General features: G+C 71.0%; 17 protein-coding genes. 9 read left to right on the top strand and 8 right to left on the bottom strand.

Translation table 11 applies throughout. From position 1 onward, the window contains the following. Nucleotides 1-16 precede the first annotated feature (16 nt). Nucleotides 17-1480 (top strand): glucose-6-phosphate dehydrogenase, encoded by a 1464-nt coding sequence (zwf, locus tag ACSQ14_RS17095; protein ID WP_436014929.1) that lies wholly within the window; start codon nucleotides 17-19, stop codon nucleotides 1478-1480. 21 nt (nucleotides 1481-1501) lie between these two features. Here the strand turns inward: zwf and ACSQ14_RS17090 are convergent, their stop codons facing one another. After that, complete coding sequence (locus ACSQ14_RS17090) at nucleotides 1502-2287, bottom strand: hypothetical protein (RefSeq protein WP_436014927.1); 786 nt, start codon at nucleotides 2285-2287, stop codon at nucleotides 1502-1504. Between the two features lie 146 nt (nucleotides 2288-2433). Here ACSQ14_RS17090 and ACSQ14_RS17085 point away from each other — a divergent pair, with 146 nt between their 5' ends. Then, nucleotides 2434-3279: a cupin domain-containing protein gene (locus ACSQ14_RS17085; protein WP_436014925.1), complete on the top strand. Its 846-nt coding sequence runs from the start codon at nucleotides 2434-2436 to the stop codon at nucleotides 3277-3279. 119 nt (nucleotides 3280-3398) lie between these two features. Here ACSQ14_RS17085 and ACSQ14_RS17080 read toward each other — a convergent pair whose 3' ends face one another. Beyond that, nucleotides 3399-4568 carry an amidohydrolase family protein gene (locus ACSQ14_RS17080; RefSeq protein ID WP_436014923.1) on the bottom strand — a complete coding sequence of 390 codons (1170 nt, stop codon included), beginning with the start codon at nucleotides 4566-4568 and terminating at the stop codon, nucleotides 3399-3401. 279 nt (nucleotides 4569-4847) lie between these two features. Here ACSQ14_RS17080 and ACSQ14_RS17075 point away from each other — a divergent pair, with 279 nt between their 5' ends. The 5 genes from ACSQ14_RS17075 to ACSQ14_RS17055 all read left to right on the top strand — a co-directional run bounded on the left by ACSQ14_RS17075 (nucleotide 4848) and on the right by ACSQ14_RS17055 (nucleotide 9925). Beyond that, entirely contained in the window at nucleotides 4848-5567 is a 720-nt protein-coding gene (locus ACSQ14_RS17075; protein ID WP_436014921.1) for a TetR/AcrR family transcriptional regulator, read from the top strand. Nucleotides 5568-5734: 167 nt separating this feature from the next. Next, the gene (locus ACSQ14_RS17070; protein WP_436014919.1) at nucleotides 5735-6964 is read left to right on the top strand and encodes a CaiB/BaiF CoA transferase family protein; all 1230 of its coding nucleotides are present in this window, start codon (nucleotides 5735-5737) and stop codon (nucleotides 6962-6964) included. Nucleotides 6965-6966: 2 nt separating this feature from the next. Beyond that, entirely contained in the window at nucleotides 6967-8130 is a 1164-nt protein-coding gene (locus ACSQ14_RS17065) for a thiolase C-terminal domain-containing protein (protein ID WP_436014917.1), read from the top strand. Next, nucleotides 8127-8570 carry a Zn-ribbon domain-containing OB-fold protein gene (locus ACSQ14_RS17060; protein ID WP_436014915.1) on the top strand — a complete coding sequence of 148 codons (444 nt, stop codon included), beginning with the start codon at nucleotides 8127-8129 and terminating at the stop codon, nucleotides 8568-8570. Before ACSQ14_RS17065 ends, ACSQ14_RS17060 begins: the two co-directional genes overlap by 4 nt. Before the next feature lie 65 nt (nucleotides 8571-8635). Next, nucleotides 8636-9925 (top strand): cystathionine gamma-synthase family protein, encoded by a 1290-nt coding sequence (locus ACSQ14_RS17055; protein WP_436014913.1) that lies wholly within the window; start codon nucleotides 8636-8638, stop codon nucleotides 9923-9925. 49 nt (nucleotides 9926-9974) lie between these two features. Here the strand turns inward: ACSQ14_RS17055 and ACSQ14_RS17050 are convergent, their stop codons facing one another. Together ACSQ14_RS17050 and ACSQ14_RS17045 are read right to left on the bottom strand one after the other, a co-directional pair. Continuing rightward, complete coding sequence (locus tag ACSQ14_RS17050; protein ID WP_436014911.1) at nucleotides 9975-12218, bottom strand: methyl-accepting chemotaxis protein; 2244 nt, start codon at nucleotides 12216-12218, stop codon at nucleotides 9975-9977. A gap of 95 nt (nucleotides 12219-12313) precedes the next feature. Then, the gene (locus tag ACSQ14_RS17045) at nucleotides 12314-12847 is read right to left on the bottom strand and encodes a nuclear transport factor 2 family protein (RefSeq protein WP_436014909.1); all 534 of its coding nucleotides are present in this window, start codon (nucleotides 12845-12847) and stop codon (nucleotides 12314-12316) included. Between the two features lie 185 nt (nucleotides 12848-13032). On the opposite strand from ACSQ14_RS17045, the gene ACSQ14_RS17040 reads away from it, so the two are divergent. Together ACSQ14_RS17040 and ACSQ14_RS17035 are read left to right on the top strand one after the other, a co-directional pair. Beyond that, the gene (locus tag ACSQ14_RS17040) at nucleotides 13033-14019 is read left to right on the top strand and encodes a zinc-dependent alcohol dehydrogenase family protein (protein ID WP_436014907.1); all 987 of its coding nucleotides are present in this window, start codon (nucleotides 13033-13035) and stop codon (nucleotides 14017-14019) included. A 6-nt stretch (nucleotides 14020-14025) separates the two neighbouring features. After that, nucleotides 14026-14604 carry a TetR/AcrR family transcriptional regulator gene (locus ACSQ14_RS17035; protein ID WP_436014905.1) on the top strand — a complete coding sequence of 193 codons (579 nt, stop codon included), beginning with the start codon at nucleotides 14026-14028 and terminating at the stop codon, nucleotides 14602-14604. Nucleotides 14605-14790: 186 nt separating this feature from the next. On the opposite strand, the gene ACSQ14_RS17030 is transcribed toward ACSQ14_RS17035, so the two are convergent. The 4 genes from ACSQ14_RS17030 to ACSQ14_RS17015 all read right to left on the bottom strand — a co-directional run bounded on the left by ACSQ14_RS17030 (nucleotide 14791) and on the right by ACSQ14_RS17015 (nucleotide 19802). Then, a complete protein-coding gene (locus ACSQ14_RS17030) occupies nucleotides 14791-16074 on the bottom strand; it encodes an amidohydrolase family protein (protein ID WP_436014903.1) in 1284 nt (427 codons plus the stop codon). A 169-nt stretch (nucleotides 16075-16243) separates the two neighbouring features. Continuing rightward, the gene (locus tag ACSQ14_RS17025) at nucleotides 16244-17092 is read right to left on the bottom strand and encodes a helix-turn-helix transcriptional regulator (protein WP_436014901.1); all 849 of its coding nucleotides are present in this window, start codon (nucleotides 17090-17092) and stop codon (nucleotides 16244-16246) included. 219 nt (nucleotides 17093-17311) lie between these two features. Beyond that, nucleotides 17312-18646, bottom strand: coding sequence for a tyrosine-protein phosphatase (locus ACSQ14_RS17020; protein WP_436014899.1), 1335 nt, complete (start codon nucleotides 18644-18646; stop codon nucleotides 17312-17314). A 136-nt stretch (nucleotides 18647-18782) separates the two neighbouring features. Next, complete coding sequence (locus ACSQ14_RS17015) at nucleotides 18783-19802, bottom strand: DUF7064 domain-containing protein (protein WP_436014897.1); 1020 nt, start codon at nucleotides 19800-19802, stop codon at nucleotides 18783-18785. Nucleotides 19803-19804 lie beyond the last annotated feature (2 nt).

Raw genomic sequence — 19804 nt, 5'->3', positions numbered from 1 at the left:
GTGAGAAGGCTGCGGCATGATCGAGACTTGGCAGGCTGACGCGATCGTCCTTTTCGGCGCCACCGGCGACCTTTCGCACCGGATGCTGATCCCGTCGCTCTATCACCTGGACGCCGACGGCTTCCTGCCGCCGAACTTCAAGGTGCTGGCGACCGCCCGGGCGCAACTGACCCACGACGAGTTCGTCGCCCAGGTCCGCGACCTGCTCGCCGCCCGACCGGAGGGCCTCGACGAGACGGTCTGGAAGCGCTTCGAGGCGCGGCTCGACTTCACCTCCGCCGACGCCACCACCGAAGCCGGCGCGGAGCAGCTGAAGCCGATGCTGGAGGGGCTGAAAGCCCCGGTCTTCTATCTGGCGCTGTCGCCCAGCCTCTATGGCCGGGTCTGCGTGGCGCTGGCCGCGGCGGGCCTTGCCCACGACCACACCCGCATCGTGCTGGAGAAGCCGGTCGGCCGCGACCTGGAGACGTCGCGCGAGATCAACGTCGCCGTCGGCGCGGTGTTCGACGAGGAGCGGATCTTCCGCATCGACCACTACCTCGGCAAGGAGACGGTGCAGAACCTGATCGCGCTGCGCTTCGCCAACACCCTGTTCGAGCCGCTGTGGAACAACCTGACCATCGACCACGTGCAGATCACCGTGGCCGAGACGGAAGGGGTGGGCGACCGCTGGCCCTACTATGACGAGTACGGCGCGCTGCGCGACATGCTGCAGAACCACATGCTGCAGCTGCTCTGCCTGGTGGCGATGGAGCCGCCCAGCGACATGGAGCCGGACTCCGTGCGCAATGAGAAGGTCAAGGTGCTGCGCTCCCTGCGCCGCTTCAGCCGGGTCGACGCCCAGACCTGGAGCATCCGCGGCCAGTACACCCCCGGCGTCGTCGGCGGAAAGCAGGTCAAGGGCTATCAGGAAGAGCGCGGCCAGGAGAGCGGGACGGAGACCTTCGTCGCGCTGCGCGCCGACATCGACAACTGGCGCTGGGCCGGCGTGCCGTTCTTCCTGCGCACGGGCAAGCGGCTGCCCGAGCGGCGCACCCAGATCGCCATCCAGTTCAAGCCGGTGCCGCACTCGATCTTCGACGGCCAGGCCAAGGACGACCTGGTCGCCAACCGGCTGATCATCGACCTGCAGCCGGACGAGGACATCGAGCTCACCTTGATGAACAAGGCGCCCGGGCTGACCGCCGGCGGCATGCGGCTGCAGGCGCTGCCGCTGTCGCTGAGCTTGCTCCGCGCCTACGAGGGGCCGGGCGCGCGGCGCCGGATCGCCTACGAGCGGCTGCTGCTCGACGCGATCAAGGGCAACTCCACCCTGTTCGTCCGCCGCGACGAGGTCGAGGAGGCCTGGCGCTGGGTCGACGGCGTCGCCGCGGCCTGGCGCGAGGCCGGCCTGACGCCCAAGCCCTACGCCGCCGGCAGCTGGGGTCCGGCCGGGGCCTTCGCCCTGATCGAGCGGGCCGGCCGCGCCTGGTACGACTGAGCGCCTGATGCGATTGGGGCGTCAGGCCCCCATCGCCTGCACCGCGTCGGCCATCGGCGCCTGCGGCACCCGGATCATGCCGGTGCGCGGGTGGTCGAGGTCGAAGATCAGCACGATCGAGAAGGTCAGCAGCGCGAAGAGCACGAACGAGGCGACGCGGTGGCTGCCCCCGGCGGCGGCCAGGGCATAGCCGAGAATGCCGGCCGACAAGACGGCGTACAGGCTGAGCCCGCCCAGCACGCTGAGCGGCAGTCGCGTCTCCAGGGCGGCCTTGCGGGCGGCCGCCGTGTCGAACGCCTGGTTCAGCGGCTCGAGCACCAGAGGGGGGACCTGCGAGGTGCTCAGCGGGCGCACCTGCTTCATGGCCTCCGCCCAGATCTGCAGCTGCAGCGCGTCGGCGCGCTGCAGCACCCGGCTTTCGGCGCGTCCCCACCGCTCGCCGTAGACCAGCCGCTCGCGGGCGTATTCCTTCAGCAGGCCCTGCAGCGGGGCGGGGTCGTCGAGCAGCCGGGTCCGCAGATAGGTGACGCTCAGGGCGTTGGCCTCGGTCACCACCAGTTCGCGCCGGTTTTCGTAGCGCTCCAGCGCCAGGGCGAAGGTGAAGGCGATCAGCAAGGCCAGCAGGCCCAGCACGCCGGTCAGGATATGGCCCTCGGCGGTGCCGTCGCCGCGCGCGCCGCGCGGCGGCTGCGTCAGCCGGTGATGCGCCGCGGCCCCCGCCTCCCGCATGATCATCATCGCCGCGAGCAGGATCAGCCCGACCAGCCACGGGGGCGCATCATGCACAAACGCCTCAATCCCGGACATGCTCAAGTCTCTCGTTCGGAGCGCTGCTGCGCGGGGGCCGAGGCTAGCGTTCGGCCAGCCGCGGCCCAACAACACCGAGTCCGCCGACGCGTAGCCAGACGCAGGCTCCAGGCGTAGCCTCAAGGTCCGGCTCGGGAGGCGACGGCATGCAGCGCACCTTGGTGAACAGCGATCGTCCGTCCGAGTCGATCGCCCCTGGGGTGACGCTCGAACGGTTGGGCGCCGGCGGCAAGGCCGGGCCGCAGGGCGAGACGCTGGCCGACCTGCCAGGCGGCCAGATCTGGTCGGACATCTTCCTGCTGGGCGATCCGACCGACGCCTTCCAGGTGACGGTGCCGGACCTGCGCATGCCGCCCAACCAGTACTGGCCGCTGCACTGGCACGACTGCTGGATCGCCATCGTCGTGCTGGAGGGCCGCTGCCTGGTCGGCGACTGGTGGATGGGGCCGGGCGACGTGCTGATCACCGAGGCCGGCCTGGAGTACGGGCCGCTGCTGATCGGGCCGCAGGGCTGCCGGCTGTTCGAGATCTTCGCCAAGCACCACCTGCAGGCCGGCGGCTACGCGCCGGAGTACCGCGACCACCCGACGCTGCAGGGGACGCATTCGGTGTTCGCTGAGCGGACCGGGGTCAACACGCGCAACGCCGGCCGCCAGACCCTGCCGCTGGAGGGCGTCGCCGGGGTGGCGAAGGGCCGGCTTGAGCCCGGCGCGCGGTTCGACCTCGGGGCGCCCGACGCGCGCGACCGGGCGGTGCTGCTCGACACCCGGCTGGCGCCGGCGGAGCGTATTCCCGTCCACGCCTATGACGACTGGCGGGCGATCATCGTGTTCGAGGGCGAGGTGAGCGTCGCCGGCCACCGGCTCGAGAAGGACGCCTTCCTGCTGATCCGCCCAGACAGCCGGACGCCGGAGATCCAGGCCGGCCCCTTCGGCGCGCAGCTGTTCGAGGTCGCCCGCACCCCGGCCGCGGTCGAGCGGCGGGCCTGCTGATCCAAAATCCCGTCATCCCGGCCGGAGCGCAGCGCAGAGCCCGGACCCAGGGGCGGTGCGCACGGCCCCTGGGTCCCGGATCGGCCTTTCAGGCCGCCCGGGATGACGGGGAATAGAGCTCAGATCTCGAAGCCGAACACCCGCGCGGCGTTCTCGCTCAGCACCTGGCGGGCGTCCTCCGGCTTCATGCCGCTGGTCATCTTGATCGCCACGTCGCGCGAGTGCGGCCAGATCGTCGCCGAGTGCGGATAGTCCGACGAGAACATCGTCATCCGCGCCAGGTAGGGGAACAGCCCGGTCTTCACCAGGTCGTAGCCGACGTAGTCGTCGACGTTGGTGGTGAAGATGTTGCGGCCGATGAACTCGACCGGATCAGTCTGCAGCTTCACCGGGAACCAGTTCTTCTGGATGTCCCAGTGGTGCGACAGGGTCTGGGCCCAGAACGGCACCCAGCCGCAGTCGACCTCGGCGCCGACCATCTTCAGGTTCGGGTAGCGCTCGAAGATGCCGTTGAAGATCAGGTAGCTGAACGGCCGGATGCAGGAGAAGTAGCGGGTGACGATCCCGCCGATGCTGACCCGGTCCTCGGAGTGGAAGTCCCACTCGGTCTTGTCGGGCGGGCCGCCGTGGTTGCGGTGCATGCACAGCGTCACGTCGTTGGCCGCGGCCGCCGCCCAGAAGGCTTCGTAGTGCGTCGAGTTGTTGTAGGGCACGCTCGGGCTGCCGGGGATGTACATCGCCCGCGCGCCTTTCTTGACCACCCGCTCGAGCTCGGCGACCGCATGGTCGATGCCGAGCTCCGTCGGGGCCATGGTCAAGCCGCACAGCCGCTTCGGATCGGCGACCTGGAATTCGTCGAGGATCCAGTCGTTGTAGGCGCGGAAGCCGGCGGCGGCGACCTCCGGGTCCGGGTGGACGTAGAAGGACGGCGCGAAGCCCGGGTAGCAGACCGAGGCGTAGACGCCGTCCGTCTCCATGTCCTTCAGGTGCTCGGCGCCGATGTAGTTGCCGGGGCGCAGCTGGTCGAAACGCAACCCGCTGACCCGGTAGTCCTTCTTGTCGAAGCCGGCCATCGCCTCCAGGCCGTAGGTCCGCTTGGGGATCTCGCCGGTCAGGCTCCAGCCCTCGCCGCCGTCCTTGCCCTCGATCACTCGCGGAGCCTTGTCCCGCAGGTGGGCCGGGAAGCGCGAGGTGAACAGGTCGCGCGGTTCGTTGATGTGGTTGTCGGCGGAAATGAGCTTGATGCCCAACTGGGCGATCGGATCGCGCTCCAGAACTTCGCTCGCCATGGCGCTCCTCCTGCTGGATGGCCGACTAACGCGCCGGGGCGTCGCCGGTCTCTGGTCGCCCGCAGCTTCGCGCCGGAGAGTGCGGCGAGTCAAGAGTTGAACAAGCGCTTGGTTAGTTGTTGCGACAGCTGCGGGCTCAAGGCCGTCTCCCGGGGGAAGATCAAGCGCTTGGTCGAGGGTCTGGCGCGGGGGCCTCGACGGTCAATGCGCTCGCCTCGCCATCCGGTTGCGGGCCTGCTAAGGCGGGACGGTGCGCAGCGTTCCAGAGCGGCGGAGGACATGAGGAAAGCCACCCAGGCCAGCCGGGCCCGCAAGCCCGAGGCGGTTGCGGCCGGCGCCGTCGCCACCGACCGGCGCGGCGAGATCCTGCAGATCGCCGCGCGCCGGTTCGCCGAGTACGGCTACGAGTCGACGACGATCCGCGAGCTCGCCGACGACGCCAAGATCCTCTCCGGCAGCATCTACCACCACTTCGCCACCAAGGATGAGATCCTCCACGAGATCGTCCGCGACGCGGTCCTGGCGCTGCGCGACGAGACGATCCGCGTCTCCCGCGCCGCCGCCGACGCCGAGCACCGGATGGTCGCGGTGATCCTGCTGCACCTGGGCGTGCTGATCCGCGACCAGGACGTCCACGCGATCCTCTACAACGAGCGCAAGTTCTTCCGGCGCAATCCGGCCTTCGAGTACGTCGCCCTGGCGCGCGGCGACATGTACCTCGGCTGGCGGGCGATCTTCGAGGACGGCGTCCGGGCCGGCCAGTTCCGCGCCGACCTCGACCCCTTCCTGGCGGTCTCGACGATCATCCGGATGGTCAACACCTGCGCCGACTGGTTCAAGCAGGACGGCGTCTACGCGCTGGAGAGCGGCCGCGACTACCGGCTGGACCAGGTGATCGACTTCAACCTGAACTTCGTCCTCAGCGCGATCCGCACGCCCGAGCGCGTCGCCGCGCCGGTCCCGCGGGCCGAGTGCGAGGCGCTCGCCCGCCGCCCGTAGGCGGCGACCTCCTCCGGACAAAGCCCGTCATCCGGGACTCTGCGCTGCGCTCCGGCCGGGATGACGGAGGCGTGTGGCCCTGGTCTGTGCATCATCGCTTGACCTACCGCTTGCTTGGTAGCGACAATCGCCAGCAAAGGCCGAGTGCCAAACAGGGAGGCCGCCGCGTGCTCGAGACGCTCGACAAGTCCACCTTCGCCGGGGTTCGGGTGATCGAACTGGCGCAGTTCGTGTTCGTGCCCGGTGGCGGGGCGATCCTCGCCGACCTCGGGGCCGAGGTGATCAAGATCGAGGAGCCGAAGGGCGGCGACCCCTACCGGTCGCTGAAGATCAACGACGGCCGCCAGACCGGCTCGGCCAATTTGGCGATGGAGCAGAACAACCGCGGCAAGAAGAGCCTCGCCATCGACCTCAAGTCGCCGGAGGGCCGCGAGGTCTTCCTCAAGCTGATCGAGACGGCGGACGTCTTCCTGACCAGCATCCGCCCGGCCGCGATCGAGCGGCTCGGGCTCGGCATTGAGGCGCTGCGCGAGCGCAATCCGCAGCTGATCTACGTGCGCGGCAACGGCACGGGCTTCCGCGGCGCGGAGGCCAACCGGGCCGGCTACGACGCCTCCTGCTTCTGGGCGCGCGGCGGCTTCGCCGAGGTGCTGCGGCCGAAGACCTACGACCAGCCGATCAGCCCGCGTCCGGCGCTCGGCGACCACGCCGGCTCGGCCAACATCGCCTTGGGCATCGCCGCGGCCCTGTTCCGCCGCGAGCGGACGGGGGTGGCCTCGGTGATCGACGTGTCGCTGCTGTCGACCGCCACCTGGATCCTCTCGGCCGACCTCGTGCTGTCGCGGATCCCCGGCTACAACGAGATGGTCGCCAACCAGAACGTCAGCCGCCAGCCGCTGACCCGCGCCTACCGCTGCGCCGACGACCGCTGGATCCAGCTGATGTTCCTCGATCCCGACCGCTATTGGCCGGGGCTGTGCGAGCGGCTCGGCCGGCCCGAGCTCGCCGGCGATCCGCGCTACGCCACGGTGGATCAGCGCGCCGCGCATGGGCTCGAACTCTACGACGTGCTGTCTCAGGCCTTCGCGACCCGGCCGGCGCGGGCCTGGGGCGAGGCCTTCGCCGGCTGGGACGCGCCGTGGGAGTTCATCCAGACGATCCCCGAGGTGGCGGAGGACCCGCAGGTGCGGGCCAACGGCCACTTCTTCGACGTCGAGGTCAGCGATGGCACCAAGGTCGAGCTGGTCACCGGGCCGGTGTTCGTCGACGGCTCGGCCGCGCCGGCCAACCCGCGCCGCGCGCCGCTGAAGGGCGAGCACACCGAGGAGCTGCTGAGCGGGGCCGGGCTCGACGCGGCGACGCTCGACCGGCTGCGGACCGCGGGCGTGATCGTCTAGCTATGAGCGCGCGGGCGGCGATCGCGGGCGTCGGAGCGACCCCTTACTACAAGCGCGGCCAGTCGGCGCCGCAGACCCTCTACGAGCTGATCGGCAAGGCGGTGATCGCCGCGGTGGCCGACGCGAGCCTGGCGGTCGAGGACATCGACGGCTTCGCCTTCTACGCCAGCGGCTTTACGCCGGGCGCGCTGATGGAGACGCTGGGCATCCCGGAGATCCGCTACAGCGCGGTGGTGAGCTCGGGCGGCGGCGGCTCGGCCGGGGCGCTCGACCTCGCCGCCTCGGCGATCGAGACCGGACGGGCGAAGACGGTGGTCTGCATCGGCGCCTGCCAGCAGTCCGACCGCCGCTACGGCGCGGTGCTGGAGAACATTCCGCTCAATGCCGACGACGCCTTCCTCGTCGCAGCAGGCCTGGCCGGACCGGGCCACACCATGGCGCTGCTGGCCCAGCGCTACATGCACAAGTACGGCGTCAGCCGCGAGGCCTTCGCCGAGGTGGCGATCTCGACCCGGCTGAACGCCCTGCCGCGCGAGACCGCGATCATGCGCAAGCCGCTGACCCGCGATGACTATTTCAACGCGCGGATGATCGCCGACCCGCTCTGCCTGTTCGACTTCTGCCTGGAGACCGACGGCGCCCTGGCCTTCGTCGTCACCAGCGCGGAGCGGGCCCGTGATCTCGCCCAGCCGCCGGTGCTGATCGCCGCCAGCGCGCACGGCGGCTCGCGCGACTGGGGCCGCGCCTTCCACTGGATGAACATGCCCGACGACGTCTTCGCCTCGGCCGGCGGCGAGCCGGTCGCCCGGCGGCTGTACGAGCAGGCCGGGATCACCCCGGACGACATTGACGTCGCCCTGATCTACGACCACTTCTCGCCGCTGGTGATCATGCAACTCGAGGACTACGGCTTCTGCGGCCGCGGCGAGGGCGGGGCCTTCGTCGAGAGCGGGGCTATCCGCTTCGACGGCGGATCGATCCCGGTGAACACCCACGGCGGCCACCTGTCGGAGGCCTATGTCATCGGCATGACCCACATCCGCGAGGCGGTCGAGCAGCTGCGCGGCGTCGCCGTCAACCAGGTGGCCGGCGCCACCCACGCCCTGGTCACCGGCGGCCCGGCTCCGGTGCCGCTCAGCGGCGCGGTCCTGAGGGCCGACCGATGAGCGAGCCCGCAATCGCCCGCTGGCCGGCGCTCGACGAGACGCGGATCGCCGTCGACGCCTGGACCCGGCCGTTCTGGGACGCCTGCGCGCAGCATCGGCTGACGGTGCAGCGCTGCGTCGGCTGCGGCCGGCTGCGGCTGCCGCCGACGCCGTTCTGTCCCGGTTGCCGCTCGCAGGCCTGCGACTGGCCGGAGCTGTCGGGCCGCGGAACGGTCTATTCCTTCACGGTGGTGGCGACCGCCGTCACCCCGCGGCAGGCCGAGCACGTGCCCTATGTGCCGGCCCTGATCGAGTTTCCCGACGCGCCCGGCGTGCGGCTGGTCTCCAACGTGGTCGACGCGCCGATCGCCGACATCCGGATCGGGGCGGAGGTCGAGGTGGTCTGGCGGGACGGCGAGAGCCTCAGCGTTCCGGGCTTCCGGCTGTGCGGGAACGACTGACGCCTTAGCCAGGGCACAGGCTGCACGGTTCGCACGTTGCTCTTTGGAGTGGAGCGGCGAGGACCATGGCGACGCGCAAGACCGGGACGGCTGGGGCGGGCGGCGAAGGCCTCGCGCCGGAAACCCTGATGCTGAGTTACGGCTTCGACCCGACCCTCTCCGAGGGCGCGGTGAAGACGCCGATCTTCCTGACGTCGACCTTCGCCTACAGGACCTGCGAGGAGGGCAAGCAGCTCTTCGACTACCTGAGCGGCCGGGCGCCCCTGCCGCCCGGAATGCAGCCCGGCCTGATCTACACCCGCTTCAACAATCCCAATCTGCAGATCGTCGAGGAGCGGCTGGCGATCCTGGAGCAGGCCGACGCCTGCACCGTCTTTTCCAGCGGCATGGCGGCGATCACGACGGTGCTGCTGGCGGCGGTCGCGCCAGGGCAGGTCGTGCTGCGCAGCCGGCCGCTCTACGGCGGCACCGAGACCTTGTTCGACAGCCTGCTGGCCGGCCTGGGGTTGAAGAGCGTCAGCTTCCGCGACGGGGTGGACCCGGCCGCCGTGCGCGAGGCGGCGGACGCGGCGCTGGCGCTGGGGCCGGTGGCGGCGATCTTCGTCGAGACCCCGGCCAACCCGACCAATGCGGTGGTCGATCTGCAGCTGATGGCCCAGGTGGCGGCGGAGATCGCCGAACGCCAGCCGCAGCGGCCCTGGCTGATCGTCGACAACACCCTGCTGGGGCCGTTGCATCAGGCCCCGCTTGCGCACGGCGCCGACGCGGTCGTCTACTCGCTGACCAAATACGTCGGCGGCCACAGCGACCTGATCGCCGGCGCGGCGCTCGGACCGGCGGAGCTGATGCGCAAGGTCCGGGCGACCCGCAACCTGATCGGCAATCAGCTGGACGTGCACACCGCCTGGATGCTGACCCGCTCGCTGGAGACGCTGCGGTTGCGGATGGACCAGGCGTTCGCCAACGCCGCGGCGGTCGCGGCGTGGCTGGCGTCGCACCCGCGCGTCGAAAGCCTGGCCTATCTCGGCGCGCTCGCGCCCGGCTCTGCGGCCGCCGAGGTGGTCGCCCGGCAATGCACCGCCTACGGCGCCACCTTCTCTTTCGTCGTGACCGGTGGGGAGGCCGCCGCCTTCCAGGTGCTCGACCGGCTGAAGGTGTTCAAGCTGGCCGTCAGTCTCGGCGGCACGGAATCGCTGGCCTGCCATCCCGGCAGCACGACCCATTCGGGCATCCCCGTCGCCGAGCGGCAGGCGCTGGGCATCGCCGAGGGGATGATCCGGCTGTCGATCGGCCTGGAGGCGCCCAAGGACCTGATCGCCGACCTCGAGGCGGCGCTGGCCAGCCTGAAGCCTTAGCCGCGGCGAGACCGGCCGAGGCGCGAACGCGCCCCGGCCGGGGCGGTCATCAGCCGAACGCCCGCTTCAGCCGCGCCTGCTGGGCGCGGGCCGGCGAGGCCGCGGCGTCGCCGGCGCCGGTCTGGAACTGGCCGACCAGCGACTTGAGGTCGCCGGCGTCGGTGGCCAGCGAGCGGCTCGCCGCGGTGCTTTCCTCGACCATGGCGGCGTTCTGCTGGGTCATCTGGTCCATGTGGTTCACCGCCGTGTTGACCTGAACCAGGCCCGTGGCCTGCTCCTGGGCGGACGAGGCGATGTCGGTGACCACGCCGTTGATGTCGCCGACCTGGGCGACGATCCGCGCCAGCGCCTCGCCGGTCTGGGCGACCAGGCCGACGCCGGAGGCGACCTGCTGCGAGGAGGTCGAGATCAGGTCCTTGATCTCCTTCGCCGCGTCGGCCGAACGCTGGGCTAGCGCGCGGACTTCCGAGGCGACGACCGCGAAGCCCTTGCCGGCTTCGCCGGCGCGGGCGGCCTCGACCCCGGCGTTCAGCGCCAGCAAATTGGTCTGGAAGGCGATCTCGTCGATCACCCCGATGATCTGGCCGATCTGGCGGGCGCTCTCCTCGATCTGCCCCATCGCCTCGACGGCGGCGCGCATCACCTCGCCCGAGCCCTCGGCCGCCGACTTGGCGTTGGCGACCACGCCGCGGGCGTGGCCGGCGCCTTCGGCGGTGCGGCGCACGGTGGCGGTGATCTGGTCGAGCGCCGCGGCGGTCTCCTCCAGGCTCGCGGCCTGCTGTTCGGTGCGCTTCGACAGGTTGTCCGCGGCGCTGCTGATCTCGCCGGCGGCGGCGGTGATTGCGGCGGTCTTCTGCACCACCTCGCCCATCGCCTCTTCCAGCTTGATCGCCGCGGCGTTGAAGTCGCTCTTCAGCTGCGCGTACTCCGGCGCGAACTCGGCCTCGACGCGGACCCGCAGGTCGCCGCCCGACAGGCCGGACAGCGCGGTCTGCAGCGCCTCGACGACCACCGCCTGTTCCCGGGCGGAGCGCGCCTGGGCCGCTTCGTTGCGTTGCCGCTCGGCCTCGCTGGAAGTGCGCAGCTGCTCCTGTTCGGCGCGCGCCTGCACCCCTGAGCCGAGGTCATGGCGGAAGTCTTCCAGCGCGCGGGCGATCTGGGCGACCTCGTCGTGGCCCTGGCCGCCGGCCACCGCCTGGTCGTAGCGGCCGCTCTTCAGCACCGCGACCGAGCCGACCAGCCGCGACAGCGGCCGGGCGACCAGCCGCTGGGCGGTCAGCATCAGGCTGCCGAGCACCGCGGCGAGGATCACCAGGCCGCCGACCAGCAGGCCGACGGCGAGGTTGCGGGCCGGCGCGCCGACGGTTGCGGCCGGGGCGTCGACGACGACCGCCCAGCTGGCGTTGGAGGCGGCCAGCGGAACCGGAACCAGCCGGCGCTGCAGCGCCACGCCGGAGTCCTTGACGCCCTTGACGTCGGCCGGCTTGGCGGCGGCGAGCGCGGCCTTCACCGTCTCGGCCCCGGCGTCGTTATAGTCCTGCATCCGCAGCTTCGGATTGGGGTGCGAAACCCACTTGCCGCCGCCGGACAGCAGCAGCACCCGGCCGTCGCCGAACGGCTTCAGGCTGTCGAGGTTGGCCGCCACGTCGCTCAGCGCCAGGTCGAGGCCGGCGACGCCGATCAGCCTGCCGTTCGAGAACACCGGCGCGGTGACCGAGGTCATCAGCACCGTCTTGCCGGAGACCTCGTAGGAATAGGGCTCGGTGATCGCCGGTTTCCCGCTGTTTGCGGCCAGGGTGTAGAAGGCCTCGCCGAACACCGCGGCGTCCTCCGGCGGCTCCAGCGTGATGGCGTCGCCGACGCGGGCCCAGTAGGTCTCGAAGCGGCCGGCGCTGTTGGAGCCCAGCTCGCGACGGCCGGCGAAGGCGGCGTCCTGGCCGTCGAAGGCGTCGGGCGCGGCGAAGAACCAGCTGCCCATCACCAGCGGCGAGACGTTCAGGTTCGGCTTGAGCATCGCCACGACGGTCGCGCGGTCGCGCAGGCCGTTTTCGTGGGCCGCGCCGATCGCGCCGGCCATGCTGATCGCGGTCTGCTGCACGCCGGTGAGGTCGCCGCTGACCTTCTCCGCCGCGGCTTCGCCGAGCGCCGCGCCGTACTTGTCCGACAGTCCGCCGACGACGCTACGCGACTGCAGGGCGATCGCGGCCGAGGCGGCGATCAGGAGAGAACCGATGACGGCGCCAGCCGCCGTGACGAGCTTTGCGGAAATCGAAGCCCGATTGAACACACGCATGAGTTTGATACGCCCCCGTATTCACACTTGGGTGCATCAAAGCCGCTTAGGGTTAATGGCCCGCGACAGTGTCGGGCGTGCGACATTCCGCCGCGTCAGGCCGCGGCAGGGCCGCCGCCTTGGATCGCCGCCAGCCAGGCGATCCGGCCGGCTTCGGCCTCCGCCTTCAGCGACAGCAACTGCGGCTCGACGGGCACGTCGGGCGTGGTCTGCAGGACCCGCGGCTCGCCGCTCCACCAGACCATCCGGCAGCTGCGCTGGCGGATCCGCCAGCCGGCGGCGGTGCGCACCAGCCGGTCGTCGTACCAGCCGCCGGATTCGAACATGTTCCCGCCGTCGGGGATCTGGCGGATGAAGCGGCCGTGGACGTAGCTGAGGCAGCAGGCGCCGTCGCCGTCGACCACGACCTGGTGGTTGGTGGTGACGTGCTGGGTGGCGTCGAACGGGGCGTGGATCGCGGCGAAGTCGCGCTTCAGCGACGCCAGGTCCGGCCAGGGCGCCGGGCCGCCGAAATCGGTCTGGGCGTCCGGGGTGAAGACCTGATCGAACAGCGCCCACTGCTGGGTGTCGAGGGCGGCGGCGTAGAGGTTGACGACGTTGATCACGGCCGGGATGTCTTCGCTGCTCATCCGTTCACCTCCCTGTTGTTGCGATCAATCAGGCATGCGGGTCATGGCGCGTCAATTACTTGCCGGCGCAGTCACGAATACAACGTCTGTTGTAAAATCCGCTCGGTTGACGCTGGCCGCGGGCGCATGCCCACTGGGCGGCGTCGCGGCGCGTCAGCGCCCGCCTGGGAGGAGCAGCGGCAGCCATGGCGAAGGTCGTGCGGTTTCACGAACCTGGTGGTCCGGAGGTGCTGCGCATCGACGAGGTCGCCCGCGGCGCGCCGAAGGCCGGCGACGTCCGCATCCGGGTGGGCGCGATCGGGCTGAACCGGGTGGAGGCGCTGTTCCGCAGCGGCGCGATGGGCGTGCCCGCGCTGCCGTCGACCCTCGGCTACGAGGCAGCCGGCGTGATCGAGGCGGTCGGCGCGGGCGTCACCGCGTTCCAGGTCGGCGACCGGGCAGCGACCCTGCCGGGCCTCTCGATGGAGGACTACGGGACCTACGCCGACGTCATCTTCTACCCGGCCGACATGCTGGTCGCGCTGCCCGACGCGCTCTCGCTGGAGACCGCCGCCGCGGCCTGGATGCAGTACCTGACCGCCTACGCCCTGGTGTCGGTGGCCGCCGTGCGGCCGGGCGATGCGGTGGTGATCACCGCGGCCTCCTCCTCGGTCGGGGTGGCGGCGATCCAGATCGCCAACCTGCTGGGCGCCGTCCCGATCGCCGTGACCCGCGGGCGGGGAAAGGCCGCGGCGCTCGCCGGGCTCGGCGCGCGCCATGTCGTGGTGACCGAGGAGCAGGACCTCGCCGCGACGGTCTCGCAGCTGACCGGCGGCGCCGGCGCGCGGGTGGTGTTCGACGCGGTGGCCGGCGAGACCCTGCCGCAGCTGGTCGAGCTGGCGGCCTTCGAAGGGGTGATCATCCTCTACGGCATGCTGGCCGGCGTGATCGCGCCCTTGCCGGCGCCCCAGGCGATGCAGAAGGCGCTGACGATCCGCGGCTTCTCCATGAACCATCTGCTGCTGGACCCGGCGCAGCGTAGCGCGGCGCTCGACTTCGTGCGCCGCGGGCTGGCGAGCGGCCAGCTGGCGCCGGTCATCGACAGCACCTTCACGCTGGAGGAGATCGTCGCGGCGCATCGCCGGCTGGAGAGCAACGCCCAGCTCGGCAAGATCATCGTGCGGACCGCGTAGCCGTCGATGCCGACCGTCGACCATGACGAACGCCGGCGCAGGATCGCCGAGGTCTGCGTCGCGGTGATCGCCGGCGAGGGGCTGGAGGCGGCGACCATCCGGCGCATCGCCGCCGAGGTCGGCTACAGCACCACCATCGTCACCCACTACTTCGCCGATAAGCAGGAGCTGTTGCTGTGGGCCTACCGGGTGCTGGCCGAGGAGGCCGGCGCGCGCTTCGAGGAGGTGGTGGCGCGCGACCCGGCCGACCTGGTCGGCGCGCTGCTGTCGATGGCCGCGGCCGACGAGCTGGGGCTGCGCCGCTGGCGGGCCTACGTCGCCTTCTGGGACCGGGCGGCGCGCGATGCGGTGTTCGCCGCCGAGCAGCGGCTGCGGATCGACGCGGCGCTGGCGCGGATCGCCGAAGTGGTCTTGGTCCGCAACGGCGCGCGCGCCGACTTGGAGCGGGTCAGCCGGCTGCTGAACGCGGTGGTGCAGGGCATCTCGGTCCAGGCGCTGGTCGACCCGGAGAGCTGGTCGCGCGACCAGATCGAAAGCGCGCTCGCCCACCAGGTCGCCACCGTGCTGGGGCCGGCTACATCCTGAAGCCGCCGCTGGCCTCGATGGTCAAGCCGGTGACCCAGCGGCCGGCGGGGCCGGGCGCCGAACGCCCCTCAGTCAGCTTCGCTGACAGCTCCCCCGCACGCGGGGGAGCAGCGACCCGCACCTCCACCGCGAAGCGGAGGTGGATCGCGCCGCAGGCGCGAGACGGAGGGGGCGTTCCCGCGCCGCCTACGCCGCCGCCTTCTGCCGGGCCTGCGGCGGCAGCCGGTCGATGACGATCGCGCCGTCGCGGATCACCGCCTTCAGCGCCGTCTCCGGCTTGGCCAGCAGCGACAGGTCGGCGACCGGGTCGCCGTCGACGACGATCAGGTCGGCCAGCGCGCCGGGCTCGATCACGCCGAGCTTGTCGCCGTGCGCGCCCCACAGTTCGCCCGGGTTCTTGGTGCCCCAGCTGAGCACCTCGGCCGCCGTCACGCCCTCGACGTGCTCGCCGTAGAACGGGAACTCGCGGCCGTAGCAGCCGACCTGGTGGTCGAGCGGATCGTCCGGCAGGATGTCGCGCAGCAGGCCGGAGTAATCGTCGCCGATCAGGATCCGGACACCGGCCTTGTGCGCCTTGAGCATCAGCGGCCGCAGCTTGGCCCAGGAGTCGGCGTATTCGCCGGTGGCGTCGGCGCCCATGTCGATCAGCACCTTGGTGAAGGTCAGGCTGGGCACCCAGTAGGCGCCCATCTTCACCGCCGCTTCGATGCACTCCTCGTCGAACTCGTCGCCGTGGTCGATGATGTCGACGCCCAGCTGGATGCACTCGAGGATCTTGGCCTTGGTGCAGACGTGGGCGCGGACCTTGGCCCCGCGCTGGTGGGCGGCGTCGACCACTGCGGCGATCTCGTCGCGGGCCATGTTGTCCGGGCCGCGGTGGCCGGGGATCAGGTGGCCGGGGCTGGCGAAGATCTTGATGATCTCGACGCCGCGGCGGATCTCCTCGCGCACCAGTTTGCGCATGCCGTCAGGACCGTCGGCGAAGGTGTCGATGCCGCCGGCCGTGAAGGTCTGCCACCACTTCAGCGCGGCGTTGGCGTCGCCGGTGGTGCCGACGTGGTGGCCGCAGGCCATGATCCGCGGGCCGGGGATGATGCCTTCGCGGATGGCGATCTTCAGCGAGGCGTCGATGTCGTGGGCGCAGCCGGCGCCGGCGTAGGCGGTGAAGCCGCTCTCCAGCAGGATGCCGCACTGGCGCACGCCCATCGCCATGCCGACGCCGGGCGGCAGCTCCTTGCCGAGCTGGTCGCCGCGCATGGCGGTGGCCATGTCGAACTTGAAGAAGTCGGGATGGAAGTGGCTGGTGATCAGCCCCGGCATCAGGGTCATGCCGTTCAGGTCGATGACATCGTCGCCGACGGCGGGCGTGTCGCTGACCGCGGCGATGCGGTCGCCGTCCAGGGTGACGCTCCACTGACCGGGCCGCAGCGTCTGCCCATCGAACAGCTTGGCGTTCGTGAATGTAACCACGGGGCTTTTCCTCCTAAGTCGGGCGGCTCTTGCCGGCCGCGTGGAAATCCGTCGGGCCCCGGCTCTCGAACGCGCAGCGCGGGACGAAGGGGCCGTCAAAACCCCGATCCTCCGGCAGCCGCCGGGCGCGCGCAATGTCCCTCAAGGCAAGGACTTTTGCCGGCAGGCACTACTTGCCGAGCGCGCGCGCCTGCAGGCGGAACTGCCGCGGGGTCTGGCCGGTGGCCTTGCGGAAGGCGGAGGTGAAGCTGGAGTGCGAGGCGAAGCCGAGCGCGTGGGCGACGGCCTTGATGCCCTCGTCGGCGGCGAGCAGCCGCTTGGCGGCCTCCGCCCGGCGGGCGGCGATGTAGTCGCCGATCGGGCTGCCGCGGCTGGTGCGGAAGCCGCGGGTCAGCTGCCGCACCGACAGGCTGCAGAGCTGGGCCAGTTCGTCCAGCGTCGGCGGCGCGCCGACCTCGGCCAGCCGTTCGTCGATCCGCTTCAGCCGCCAGGCGGCGAGCCCGCCGCTGGCGGGGCCCTCCTTCAGGCCGGCGCAGTGCCGCGCCAGCTCGATCGTCACCTGGCCGAGCAGCAGTTCGGCCATGGCGGCGCTGGCCAGCCCGGGATGGCGCAGCTCGTCGGCCAGCTTCAGCAGGGGCGTGCGCAGCGCGGTGTTGGCGAGGTCGAGATTGGTTTCGAGCAGCCGGTCGGTCCAGGCCAGCTCGTCCTCGCACCAGCGGCGCATCAGCTCCGGGCGGATCTGGCAGACGATCGAGGCCATGCTGCCGCCGTCGGTGCGGAACCGGAAGGCGTGCCCGGCGGGCACCAGCAGCATTGTGCCCACCGGCTCGTAGCGGTGCGGCCCCCAGCCGTCGACGTAGCAGGCGCGGGTGTTGCGCGGCCGCGGCGTGAAGCTCAGGTCCACCCAATGGGCGTCGTGCCGCATCACGAAGTCGCTGGGACCCTGATGGTGGAACTGCGCCAGCCGCGCCGTCGCGTCGGCGACGTGCAGCTCCGCATCGACAGTCATCAGTTCCATGGCTCAGCTCGGGTCGGCCGATCGGCGTCCAAAAGTCCCGCCGCGCGAAGTTCTTAGCATACTTGTCTCGTCCAGCGACAAACGCCCCCTCAGTCCGCTTCGCGGAAAGCTCCCCCCGCTAAAGCGGTGGAGCATCTTGGCGCTCAGCTCCTCCACCGCGCAGCGGGGGAGATGGATCGCGCCGCAGGCGCGAGACGGAGGGGGCGTTCTCGCGCTCGCCTAGTCCGCCGCGCCCACCAGATAGCGGGCGCGCAGCGCCTCCAGTTCGGCGTCGGTGAGGCCGAGCCCTTCGTGCAGATAGGCGTCGAACGAGCCGTACTCCTTCTCGACCTGGTCGAAGCCGGCCTGCAGGTAGGCGCGGCGCACCGTCAGCAGCGACTCGAGCTGTTCGGGCCGGGCCCGCTCAAAGCCCGGCGTGCGCTGCATCATCGACAGGGCGACCCGGTTCTTCTCCGCCAGGTTGTCGGCGCTGAGCATGTAGTCGGCCATCACCGTCTCGCGCGGCACGCCCAGCGCGGTGAGCAGCACCGCCGCGGCCCAGCCGGTGCGGTCCTTGCCGGCGGTGCAGTGGAAGACCGTCGGGTTCTCGCCGGTGGCGAACTGGCCCATCAGCTTGCGGAACGCGGCGCTGGCCCCGGGATCGCTGACGAACCGGCGGTTGGCTTCGGGCAGCACCCGGTCGTAGCGGCCGCCGGAGGCGACCTTCTCGAACGAATCCTGGGTGACGCCGATCGGCGCATCCTCGCTCGGGTCGTAGACCGCGTGGACCGCTTTCGGCGGCAGCTTGTCGGGCTGTCGTGAGCGTTCCGAAACCGTACGCAGGTCGGCGACGGTTTTCACCCCGACCCCGGTCAGCACCTTCAGGTCTTTGTCGGTCAGGTGGCTGAGCTCGTCGGCGCGATACAGCATGCCCATCCGCACCCAGCGGCCGTCGTCGGTGCGGTAGCCGCCGACGTCGCGGAAGTTCGGCGCGCCGTCCAGATGCAGGTTGCGCTCGGCGACGGTGAGCGAGCGGCCGCAGGCGGGCTTCAGGGTGAAGTACCAGCGCGCGGCGGCCGTCTTCGGCTGGAAGTAGAGCGCGCCGGTCCTGGTCGCCGGGCCGGCGCGGACGCCGCCGGTCCCATCCGGCCGAGGCGCGGCGGAGACCTGCACCGGGCCGGCGCTCGCCGGCGCCAGCCAGGTGATCGAGAAGCCGTCGCCGCCGAGGCTGCTGACGCTGGCCGCGGTGAACGGCACGACCTTGCGGGCGTCGACGGGGCAGGGCGTGGTCGAGGCCGCGGTCGCCGCCTTGGCGACGGGCTTGGCCGCGGGCTTGCGGGTCGACTTGGCGACCGGTTTGGCCGCGGACTTCGGGGCGGCCTTGGCGACCGGCTTGGCGGCGGGCTTAGCGACTGGCTTGGGGGCGGCCTTCGCCGCCGGCTTCGCGGCCGCTGCGGGCCTTGCCTGGGTCGGCGCCGGCGCCTCGCCGGGGCTCGCCGCCGCGGGCTGAGCCTGGGGCGCCGCCAGAGCGACGGCGGCGAGGGCGAACAACGCGCGGCGGGCCAGGCTGGTCATGGATGTCTCCCTGACGTGCATTCTTGGATCTGCCGCCGCGCGCAGGCGCGCGATCGAGATCTAGCTAAGCACATTAGGAAGCGACGACTGGCGCGCCCTTATCAATTCCGAAGTTTAGGCCCGCGGAATTGTGATCTCAGCCGATGGTCGTCAGGTTCTGCAGCGACGAGCGTTCGATCATCCCGTAGGCCGTCTGGCCGTCCCAGGTGTAGCGCACGCCGCTCTGCTGCAGATTGAGGCCGGGCAGGTCGGGGTTGGCGATCCGGAAGGTCGCCAGCGTGGTCACGCCCTCGATGCGGGTGCGGCCGAGCTCGCTTTCCAGCTCGCAGGAGACGTCGTCGCCAGCGCCGACGATGCGGCGCAGCCAGGGGGCCTGCACCACCTGGGCGGGATACATCTTGCCGTCCTGGAAGACGTAGCCCTCGTTGTACTGCGAGCCGTCCTCCTTCGGCGGATAGGTGATGAAGCCGAAGGCGCGGCCGTCGGGGAACAGCGCCGACTGCCAGCAGTGGCCGTAGAAGCCTTCCAGCCGGCGGATGCTCTGGCGCTTGATGCGCAGGCCCGTGCCCTTGAAGGGGCGCGCCTCGCCGTCGACGGTGAACACGCCCTCGCAGCGGTAGAGGTGCTCGAAGCGGAAACCGAGACCCATGTATTCGGCCTCGGCGCTGCCGTCGCCCTCGCCGGTTTCCTGGATCCAGGCCGGGGTCTCCATGACCATCTCGGCCTCGAGCTTCACCTGGGTGCGGCGGGTGGCGTCGACGGTGTTGGCGATCTGGTTGTCGACGTGGCTGTCCAGCGCCGGGCCGTCGAAGCTCATCTTCCAGCGGCGGAACGGCTCGAGGCACTCGAAGCGGATGGCGCCGGCGCCGAGGACCGTCGGCCGACCGTCCGGGCCGATCGGCGAGGGGACTGGACCGCGCCCGGCGCCGTTCAGGATCCGGCCGTCGGCGAAGGCGAAGTTGGCCTGGAACAGCCGGTCCTCCCACGACGAGGCCTCGGCCTCGATGCCCATGCGCGGGAAGCCGAACCGGCCCTCCTCGTCGAACATCCAGATCGAGGTGCTCTCGCGCATCTCCGGGTTTTCGGGCTTCGTCGCGAAGACGAGGTCCTTCTCCAGCGAAAGCCCGTTACGCAACTGATCCAGCGAGAGGGTCATCG

Origin of the sequence: Phenylobacterium sp. LjRoot219 (genome assembly GCF_964252995.1) — a bacterium.
Lineage (GTDB): Bacteria > Pseudomonadota > Alphaproteobacteria > Caulobacterales > Caulobacteraceae > Phenylobacterium.
The sequence above is the reverse complement of the archived record's forward strand: the minus strand, read 5'-3'. Positions and strand labels throughout refer to the sequence as shown.